Consider the following 9,015-nt stretch of genomic DNA (forward strand, 5'->3'; position numbering starts at 1 on the left):
GAGCCGCAAAAGCTGACGCACGAGGAACGACTACGGATTGCGTCAAGCCAATTCGAAAGCCGCATGAGACTTCTTCGCCAGTTTTCAGAAGGAGCCGCATTTCATATACAACGCGGAAATCTTGACGTCGCAGCGTTTGACGTCCATCAAACCATCGAACAGGCCTACACCTGCGTATTGCTGACGCTCACCAACTACGCCCCTCCCTCCCACAACATCAAGTTCCTCCGCTCCCTTGCTGAGGAGCAAGATCGCCGTCTTGCTGAAGCATTTCCACGCGACCAGCACCGTGAACGGGCATGGTTCAACACCCTGAATGAGGCTTATGTGAAGGCGCGATATTCCGAGCACTTCGAAATCAGCGAAGAGGCGCTGGCTTGGCTAGGCGCCCAGACGGCCGTGTTGTTGAGCATTGTGAAGCAGGTCTGCGAGAGGCATATCGACAAGCTCAGGGACTACTCCTAGTGTTTGCACTAGGACATCCGATGTTCGCCTCAACCTCGCAAGACGGCCCTTACCGTGGGGTTACGTCGAACCAAACCAGATCCAAACGTCAAACAGACCCAGGATCAGTCCGATAAGTGGCCGCCTTCAAATCGGAACGACGGCCGGAATAAAATCGGAATGACTGGCCGGCTTGATATCGGAATCGGTGGCCGGCTTCATCGGAATACACAGTCGGCCATTCGGCCACGCGTCGTTGAGGTCCACATCCCAAGCTTGAATCATATTCCAACAAGCCGTTCAATGGGTTTTCAAACAGTCTCTTAGGCCACCCCGATGCGCAGCAGATCGTGGAAATGGATGAGCCCGACCGGAATATGGCCTTCATCCACGACAAGCAAAGCCCCGATGCCGTGTTTATTGATCAGTGCCGCAGCAGTGGATGCCAGCGCCGCACCATCGATCACCTTCGGATTGGGCGTCATCACGTCATCGACATTGAGCACCGACAGGTCCCGCGCCAGATGGCGCGCCATGTCACCTTCTGTGACGATGCCACACAGCTTTCCGGCGGCATCTATCACACCGACACAGCCAAACCGCTTGCTCGACAGGGTCTTGACCGCATCCGGCATCGAGGTGCCAAGCGCGACCAGGGGAACCCGGTCACCGGTATGCATGATATCGCGCACATGGGTCAGGCTCGCGCCGAGTTTTCCGCCCGGATGAAACGTGCGGAAATCGCTGGGTGAAAAACCGCGCGCCTCAAGGAGCGCAATCGCAATCGCATCGCCCATGGCCAGTTGCAAGACGGCCGACGAGGTCGGCGCCAGCCCATGCGGACAGGCCTCCTGGATTTTGGGCATCAGCAGAACCACATCGGCATTGCGCGCCAGCGTCGATTGGCCCCCGGCCGTCATGGCAATCAGCGGAATGGAAAAGCGCCGCGAAAAATTGACGATGCCCTGCAACTCGGCGGTCTCGCCCCCCCAGGACATGGCAAGGATCGCGTCATCGGCGCCGATCATGCCGAGATCGCCATGATTGGCTTCGGCCGGATGCACGAAAAAGGCCGGCGTGCCGGTCGAGGCAAGGGTCGCGGCAATCTTCGTGCCGATATGGCCGCTTTTGCCAACACCGGTGACGATGACACGACCGGCGATATCGCCGATCACCTTCACCGCGTTACAGAACGACTGGGCCAGCGGCCCGGCCAGGGCCTCTTCAAGCGCCAGCAACCCAGCCCGTTCGGTCGAGACAACACGAATGGCCGACTCGATGGCGCCAGCTTCGACGAGATTGACAGCACGTTTAATCATCACAGTCCCGATACTGCTATTTGATCGAGTTGTCCATCGGAACCGGCTCCATAGTCAGGTCGCCGCACGCCGATGCCCACAATCTCCTCCTGGCGACACCACATTAGTCTTTCGAAATGTATTGACAGAGACTTCTCTGGCCGTTTGATGTCGGCCGCGACCTGCAAATCTCGCTTGCTTGCCCCTCGCTTGTTAAGCAGTTTATAATATAGAAGTTCTACGATATCCTTTTCCAAGGAATTGCAATGCGCGGAGGAAATGCTGGCCGGCAATCTGTGGCTTTATTCGAGAGGTTGGGACTGTAAAAAGGATCCTCTTCTATCATCGCACCCCAACGTTCCCGCATGGCCTCCTTGTCCTGCTCCAGTCGGGCTCGGCGGGCACCTGAAACGTCGAGGCCGCGTGACGCAGACTCCAGATGGTACAGACGCGCGTGCGGAGTATAAATTATCCTGAGCCCGCTGCTGCGCACACGCAAGCAGTAGTCGACATCGTTATAGGCAATGGGAAAACGCCGATCATCCAACCCCCCAAGACGTCGATAGACTTCACAACGAGTTATGAGGCACGCGGCTGTTACACAGGTGACGTCCTGCGCCACGGTCACCCGGCCATGGTAACCCACTTGCCCAGCCGGCAATCCCTTATGGATGTGAGAGGCCACTCCGCCGATCCCGACCACTACGCCAGCATGCTGAACCGTGTCGTTGCCATAGTGTAACAACGCTCCCACCGCGCCCACGTCTGGGCGCACCGCGTGGCTCGCCATCTCACGCAGCCAATTGGACTCTTTGATGGCGAGGTCGTTATTAATGAGGCCGAATAATGCACCAGTCGAGGCTGCCGCGCCCAGATTGTTAAGCCGCGAAAAATTGAAAGAGCCCTCATCACGCAGCACTTTCACCCGGGGGTCTACCGCAAGACTTTTAAGGTAGGCATGAGTTTCCGCTTCGACACTCCCATTGTCGACAATAATGATCTCAAGATCGGGCCAATCGGTAAGTTGACGTAGTCCTTCCACGCAAGTTGACAGCAGTTGGTGACGGTCGCGCGTCGGCACGCACAGCGATATACGCGGCGCCGGGCAAGGAGTTGGCCAGACTACATGGCGCCAGCCATTTTCGACACACTCGTTGCTGCGAACTTCAAGATTGTGCTTGATGGCCAACGAGGATTCTCGAACGACTTGCGCGAATTCCAGGGCCTCAGCATTCGGCGCATCGGACTTTTGATGATAAAGCACATATGGGAAATGCTGTATCAGTCCGCCATTTTGCCCGGCAAGCCATAACCACGTCGCGTAGATCGATTCCATCAATGAAGATGTTTGGGTTCCCTGCGAGGCTGCAGCCAGAACTGTCTCGCGGCTTAGAGCGCAAGGCCTCAGCGTGTATGCTTGGGCCATCGCTTGATCAGGGCTCCAGGCGCCTTTAAACCAAGGATCGAAGTGTTGGCCGGCTGAATCAACGCGATCTTCGTCCGCGTAAAGCGCAACTGTTTCCGGCCTTTCCGCAAAACCCAACGCGAAAACAGTCAACGCAGCTGGTGACAGTTGATCACCCGCTACCATCGGCACGATGAACGAACCTGACGCTGGCCCTAGCAATAACTCCGCAAAATCTGCGCTGTTGGCGCGGCTGTCCAAAAAAATCTCAGGCGATTTTGAGCACTTTGCCACATGGAAGCCAGCGGGAGGATTGACAACTATTACCTGCCAGCGATCATAAGTTTGCCCCCTGATCGAACTAAGGCTGAACTCGATGTCCTCGAAGCTCGCACCATCTGCGTCGATCACGACTGAGATCATTAGAGGGTCGGCAAGTTTCCTCTGCGACTCTATGAGGAGGCACCGCTCGGAAGGACCAATTGTCACGTATTGGCTTACCCAGTCAGCGTATGACAGCTTTTGAATGGCTGCCTCTGATGCTTTGGCAGAAGCGACAGCGCTACCGCACTTTCCAATTCGCCTTCGCATCGCAGATAGAACACGCTGAGCTAGGGTAAGCATGACGTTAGCCACCATAATGCTTTGCTCCCTGCCATTTCCGGTGTCGCGCACTGCCCACGTCCAAGGCGATCTTGTCGAGAATTCTGCCCACCGCATCACCCTCAATCACATGCCGCAGGCGAAACGTGTTCAGACGGGACTGCAAGGCCGTTGACGAAACACTTACCTCATCAATGAAACTCAGCCAGGTGCCAGTGTCAGCCAGAATGGACAATGGTTCGTAGACTGGTAGCGCCATACCATAGCCGACCACGGCGACCGCGCGATCCGCGCGGGCAGCATCTAGAGCTACCGTTGAGGGTGTAGTGATGACGGCATCGACAGAGCTGATAATCTGTCCTGCCGTAAAAGGCTCCCAAGTTGGCATCGAGGGGTCGGCCAACACAACGTTGCTAGGGGCGTCCGCCAGCAAATGGCTGTTCTTGACAAGGTACATGCCAGCATGGTGAGGTTTCAGCAGGAACATAGTATCTGGACGTGCCGATGCAACTAGGCACAGGTCCTTGATGAACGCCATGCGATAGCTATCGGTGTAGCGCTCCCAATGCAGATTTTCAAACACACCCACTACGGGACCTAAGCTTTTATGAACAGGCAGATCCACCTGTAGCGGTTTCATCGGCTTCGGAGTGCCGACAGCAAAGCAGCGTGCGCGCATGTTTGGGGTCACCTCCGCAGGCAACGCTTCGACCGGCCCCCAGGTGAAGATCGTGGAAGAGGCCATCTCGATTGGGCCGGTGTGGTCGGGCATTGGCTCAAAATAGGTTAAACCTATGTTTTCCAGCCCATGTTGCAACGTATACGTTGGGATGTCACGGCTCTTGGCCCTACGTACAACTGCATGGGTCACGCGATGAGCAGGATGGTTGGTCTCACACGCAGTGATAAGCGCACTTGTCCGGTCAAGATCTGGCTCCAGACCCTCAATCGCATCTTTCTTGGTTATGACTACGGGAACGATTGAGCGAGCGATCAATTCCCGTGAAACCCGCGGAGAAACCTTATCGAGCCAGTCTGTAATCGCGATCGTGAGAGCAAAGCGGCGGTCACTCAGCATCCGGTCCACAATAGGCAGTACGACATCGAGATCCTGAATAAGATCCATCAAGACAAGGAGCTTCACCCGCGGTGGTGCATTAGTAGCTGGAGCTGCAGCAGCCTCCAGAATGGCTTTTTCAACTACGCTCGTCCATTCTCGGGTGCTGGTAGCACGGTCACAGCATGAAGAGGATAGCCCGCAGACATGGGTGTCCTGCACAATGGCAACACCAATTTGCTCCGCACTAGGTGCCTGGACTCGTCCGACTTCAGGAAGCACTCTGGACGCCCTCGAATTGAGCAGCTTAAATCGCATCCCAATCCGCCTTGCCACAGCAAACGGCACACGTGTGAACCACCATGACAGTGGAATTGAGCGCGCCATGTTGAATATCCGCCTTGGGGCCGCCAGAGGGCTGCGCGGCGACAACAAGATCTGTGGCAACAATGAAAGCGAAACGCGCAAACGGGCACCGTATAGGTCCCATTTGAAAGCATCTACCAGCTGGGCTGTGTCAACTTCTTCTTCAGATGGAATTCCCAACGACAAGACAGGGATATGGGGAGCAACAAGCTTGGTGAGATCCTCCGCCTCTGCACTTGATCTCGTGGTTACTATGGTCGCTAGCGACAAACAGTTGCGGGTAATGGCCGAGACCGAGATCGGCTCAATTTGACTACCATTCCTTGTAGCTCCGGTCACGCTGACATCGACGATAAGCGCCAAGCCAAACTCGACCGCCTCATCATAGTACGCCAAATCATCTGCTCTAGTGGGGTTTACCACAACAAGTGCGACATAGTCTCCCAACCGGCGTCGCGGCGGCGTTGCAAAAAAAAGATCCACCCCGTAGCCAGCCGCCCGCCATACTGAAGCAGACCACAGCGCCCGACGCAAAGCACTCACGCGCTCCCTATCAATATGACGCGCAACTACAGCTATACGGAGTTGCCGATACTTTGCTGTTTTACCAGAAAATAGAGATCTACCACTGTTTCCGGCCACATGAATACTCCCGGGGCGTTCGCCGTTGCTGTCCTTGATGCTGTGTGTACATCTGTTAAGAAGATTTCGTACCACGTTCGCCAAGTTTGCGAGCTGGAACACCGGCGAAAACGGCGCGGTCAGGTATGTTCTTTGTAACGACTGACCCTGCGCCTATAACCGCTCCATTCCCAATAGTCACACCATCGAGTATTCGGGCTCCCGCACCAATCCAAACATCGTCTCCGATAGTGACGCCAAGCTTAGTCAATCCTTGGCTTGTAATGGGAGTATAGGGATCATCGAAGACGTGATTTGCCGGAATTATTACGGTATGTGTAGCTATCCGAACATAATTGCCTATCCGCAGGCCACCATGGCCATACAATACGCAAAATGGATTGACACTACAGAATTCGCCAATCTCAATGTGGCCGCCATGGGCGAGTATCATGGCAAACGGAGCGATAGTGCTCTTCCGCCCAATCACGATACTTCCGCCACCAGCATCGATTACAGCGCGCTCATCTACGCGTGCTGTTGCATCAATAATTACGCCTTGAGACATGCGGCATTTCTTCCTGTGCTACATTTTTTCAATATAGCATTTAGTGTGGTTGGTACCCTCCGGTCCAAAACGGAGATGAAGGAGAGTTTCGGGTTTGTCCTCCAAAAATTTGTCGATAGCACTTTTTGCCATTGGAAAATCGTGGGAGTGATAATCGTCAAAGAAAATAATGCCGCCGATGTTCATCTTGGGATAGAAGTATTCAAGGCACTCGATGTGCGGTGCATATAGGTCGCAGTCGATGTTCACGAAGTCGTAACGAGCCGCCTGAAGCTTCGAAAGTGTTTCAACGAAAAAGCCTCGGACCAACTTGGCATTCTTCGCAAAACCAGCGGATCTGACGAGTTTGTCAACAGCTTCGAAAGAGGTGTCGTCAAACAGCACCTTTTTCCTATACGGCGCATTTTCCGGCGCGACCTTGAGATCCTCTTCAACCAAGGATGGTAGCCCTGCGAAGCTGTCAAGCCCAATAAAGTCAACAGGTACGTGCAGATCCCGCGCGATGCGCAGGCATGCGACCAGCGAATGGCCTCGATAAACACCGCATTCAGCAGCTTGCATAGGTTTTCCGATACCAACCAAACGAGCCAGATTTCGCAGTATCCCTGAGCGAGACCGGTTGTCCCAAGCCAGCGCCGCCTTTTCAAACACTTGAAGAAGAGGGACTTTTTCCGCGTAGTATAATTCGTAAGGACGAGTATGGGGAAGCTCCTGCCGAACGCTATACACTGACGGCCGTTTTTGAACGCGTTCCGGAACAGTCGATTTAGTGGTCATTGAATTGATACCTTTTGGGCATCGTCATTTTGCGATGCGGAAGATGTGGACAAAATTGCATTAAGGTCGACTAAGCCAGCGTTCGCGGCTCTTCCGACGACATCGAACCGGGCGACATTGTGGTGTGTTCCCAGTGTCAGCGTCACATCGGCCACCCGCTCAGCGACGCGGGCACTGATGAAGTATGCGCCCTCCAGCAAAATGTTCTTGAACTGGAACGTGAGTGAGGTTCTGTCGCCGGCAATCATCGCTCTTATTTGGTTCAGTCCATATCCGCTATCGTAGCTGCAGATGACGATGCCTTCCTGGTTGCGTATGCCAAAGCTAACAACTGGGTTCAGAACAGACTCCTTAGCGAAGAGATCACAGCTTAGTATGCCTAGTTTGCTGCCGTCAGCATCTGTCTCCTCGCGGAAGTGTACATTTTCGAGTAGTAGCTTAGGTGCGACAAGATCGGAGCCTCTGCCATCGCTTTGGAGCGGCTTCTTGCCTAAGGCAAGATTTTCTCTGATATCCTTGTAGGTGTTAAGGCCATCCAATGGAGACCCATCAAAAACCTTGCTACCGTTTTCGATAACAATAGTCCGCGTGCAGAAATTGGCGATCAAGTTAGGGCTGTGACTTACAAGAAGGAATGTCTGACCGTTGGCCTGCATGTGCTTGATGCGTTCGTAGCACCTGACACGGAACCCTGCATCACCAACCGCCAATGTTTCATCAATGATGATGACGTCCGCGTCGACGTGGATTGCGCAGGCAAAACCAAGACGCGCCATCATACCCGAGGAGTACGTCCTGAGTGGCATGTCGAAATAATCATCGAGGTCGGCAAACTCGATTATGGCGCTCATGCGTGCTGCGGTCGCGGCGCTGGTAAGCCCCATGAGACTGCAAAACAGCTCGGCGTTCTCGCGACCGGTAAATTGCGGGTTGAAGCCCGCCCCGACAGCAAGAAGAACAGCGATCGTGCCGTATCGCTTAACGGCGCCAGAAGATGGCTCGATAATGTTACCGAGAATTCCCAGAAGGGTCGTCTTTCCGGCGCCATTACGGCCCATAATACCGAGTGTTTCACCGCGCCGAACCTCGATATCAACGTTCCGCAGCACCACATGGTGTGGCTTATCTGGCGCCCAGCCAAACAAGGCCTCGAAGAAACGCTCGTGCGGTGACAGCGACATGGAGTAGGACTTGGAGACGCCGTGCGCTTCAAGAAGTAGATCAGACGACATCGACGATCGGTCCCTTCAGTCGCGAGTACAGCCACATCCCTACCCCGACTAGTGCAATTGAAGACACAAGCATGACGACGTAAGAAAAAGGATAGGGCGCGAGCCCGAATACGAAGGAGTTGCGCACCCCCTCTGCTAGAACGGTCATTGGATTTACCCATAAGTACACGGCAAATCGCTCGGGGACTGCGCTCATCGGGTAGGTGATCGGAGAGGTATAAAACAATACGCGCAGCAAGATGCGAGACAGTTCGTCAAGATCTTTAAAAAACGGACCAAGCAGCGAGAGAAATAGTGAGATAGCGGTGGCTGAAAATAGCACCAGCAGCAGCGCTTGTGGAATCGCCACCAGCGACTTCAACGAAAGTAGCCCTGCACTAAAAGATATGGCAGCCAGGACAAAAAATTCACCGCAGAGGCGATGCCGACGCGCATAATCATCGAAAGCCAAAGTACCCATATCGGAATAGCCGCGCGCCTTACATATTCTCTTTTCTGTCGGAAAATCGAAAGCGAAGCCATAACAATGTCAGTCAGCAGCAAGTAAGTCGCCAAACCAGCAAATAGCGGGACAATGTAAGGCACTTCGGCACCCGACACTGGGTGTACCCACTTCAGTCGCAAAAAATAACCAAAAACAAGCC

8 protein-coding genes and 1 pseudogene are annotated in these 9,015 nt (G+C 54.3%); 1 reads left to right on the forward strand and 8 read right to left on the reverse strand.

Annotation, left to right across the window (positions count from 1 at the left end):
* Nucleotides 1-465: HEPN domain-containing protein (locus tag PDO_RS05350; RefSeq protein WP_007598858.1), on the forward strand; the 465-nt coding region annotated here is incomplete at its 5' end.
* 302 nt (nucleotides 466-767) lie between these two features.
* On the opposite strand, the gene PDO_RS05355 is transcribed toward PDO_RS05350, so the two are convergent.
* From PDO_RS05355 to PDO_RS28930, 8 genes and pseudogenes are all read right to left on the reverse strand, one after another.
* Nucleotides 768-1,763, reverse strand: coding sequence for a KpsF/GutQ family sugar-phosphate isomerase (locus tag PDO_RS05355; RefSeq protein WP_007598860.1), 996 nt, complete (start codon nucleotides 1,761-1,763; stop codon nucleotides 768-770).
* Between the two features lie 217 nt (nucleotides 1,764-1,980).
* On the reverse strand, nucleotides 1,981-3,570 hold the full coding sequence (locus tag PDO_RS05360) for a glycosyltransferase family 2 protein (RefSeq protein WP_244426356.1): 1,590 nt from the start codon (nucleotides 3,568-3,570) through the stop codon (nucleotides 1,981-1,983).
* A gap of 205 nt (nucleotides 3,571-3,775) precedes the next feature.
* Complete coding sequence (locus PDO_RS28920) at nucleotides 3,776-5,815, reverse strand: hypothetical protein (protein ID WP_007598863.1); 2,040 nt, start codon at nucleotides 5,813-5,815, stop codon at nucleotides 3,776-3,778.
* Between the two features lie 55 nt (nucleotides 5,816-5,870).
* The gene (locus PDO_RS26955; RefSeq protein WP_007598865.1) at nucleotides 5,871-6,362 is read right to left on the reverse strand and encodes an acyltransferase; all 492 of its coding nucleotides are present in this window, start codon (nucleotides 6,360-6,362) and stop codon (nucleotides 5,871-5,873) included.
* Between the two features lie 18 nt (nucleotides 6,363-6,380).
* Nucleotides 6,381-7,139 carry a class I SAM-dependent methyltransferase gene (locus PDO_RS05370; RefSeq protein ID WP_007598867.1) on the reverse strand — a complete coding sequence of 253 codons (759 nt, stop codon included), beginning with the start codon at nucleotides 7,137-7,139 and terminating at the stop codon, nucleotides 6,381-6,383.
* Nucleotides 7,136-8,371, reverse strand: coding sequence for an ABC transporter ATP-binding protein (locus PDO_RS05375; protein WP_007598868.1), 1,236 nt, complete (start codon nucleotides 8,369-8,371; stop codon nucleotides 7,136-7,138). Before PDO_RS05375 ends, PDO_RS05370 begins: the two co-directional genes overlap by 4 nt.
* Nucleotides 8,361-8,732, reverse strand: coding sequence for an ABC transporter permease (locus tag PDO_RS28925; protein WP_007598870.1), 372 nt, complete (start codon nucleotides 8,730-8,732; stop codon nucleotides 8,361-8,363). The genes PDO_RS05375 and PDO_RS28925 overlap by 11 nt, the downstream gene beginning before the upstream one ends.
* Nucleotides 8,729-9,015 (reverse strand): annotated as a pseudogene (locus PDO_RS28930) (ABC transporter permease); the annotation flags it as partial. The pseudogene PDO_RS28930 and the gene PDO_RS28925, both read right to left, overlap by 4 nt.

Origin of the sequence: Rhizobium sp. PDO1-076, assembly GCF_000247475.1 — a bacterium.
Classification (GTDB): Bacteria; Pseudomonadota; Alphaproteobacteria; order Rhizobiales; family Rhizobiaceae; genus Allorhizobium.

Excerpts from the sequence above, each read along its gene's own strand:
- PDO_RS05355 (WP_007598860.1), bottom strand. The coding sequence starts at position 1,763 with ATGATTAAACGTGCTGTCAATCTCGTCGAAGCTGGCGCCATCGAGTCG.
- PDO_RS05360 (WP_244426356.1), bottom strand. The coding sequence starts at position 3,570 with ATGATCTCAGTCGTGATCGACGCAGATGGTGCGAGCTTCGAGGACATC.
- PDO_RS26955 (WP_007598865.1), bottom strand. The coding sequence starts at position 6,362 with ATGTCTCAAGGCGTAATTATTGATGCAACAGCACGCGTAGATGAGCGC.
- PDO_RS05370 (WP_007598867.1), bottom strand. The coding sequence starts at position 7,139 with ATGACCACTAAATCGACTGTTCCGGAACGCGTTCAAAAACGGCCGTCA.
- PDO_RS05375 (WP_007598868.1), bottom strand. The coding sequence starts at position 8,371 with ATGTCGTCTGATCTACTTCTTGAAGCGCACGGCGTCTCCAAGTCCTAC.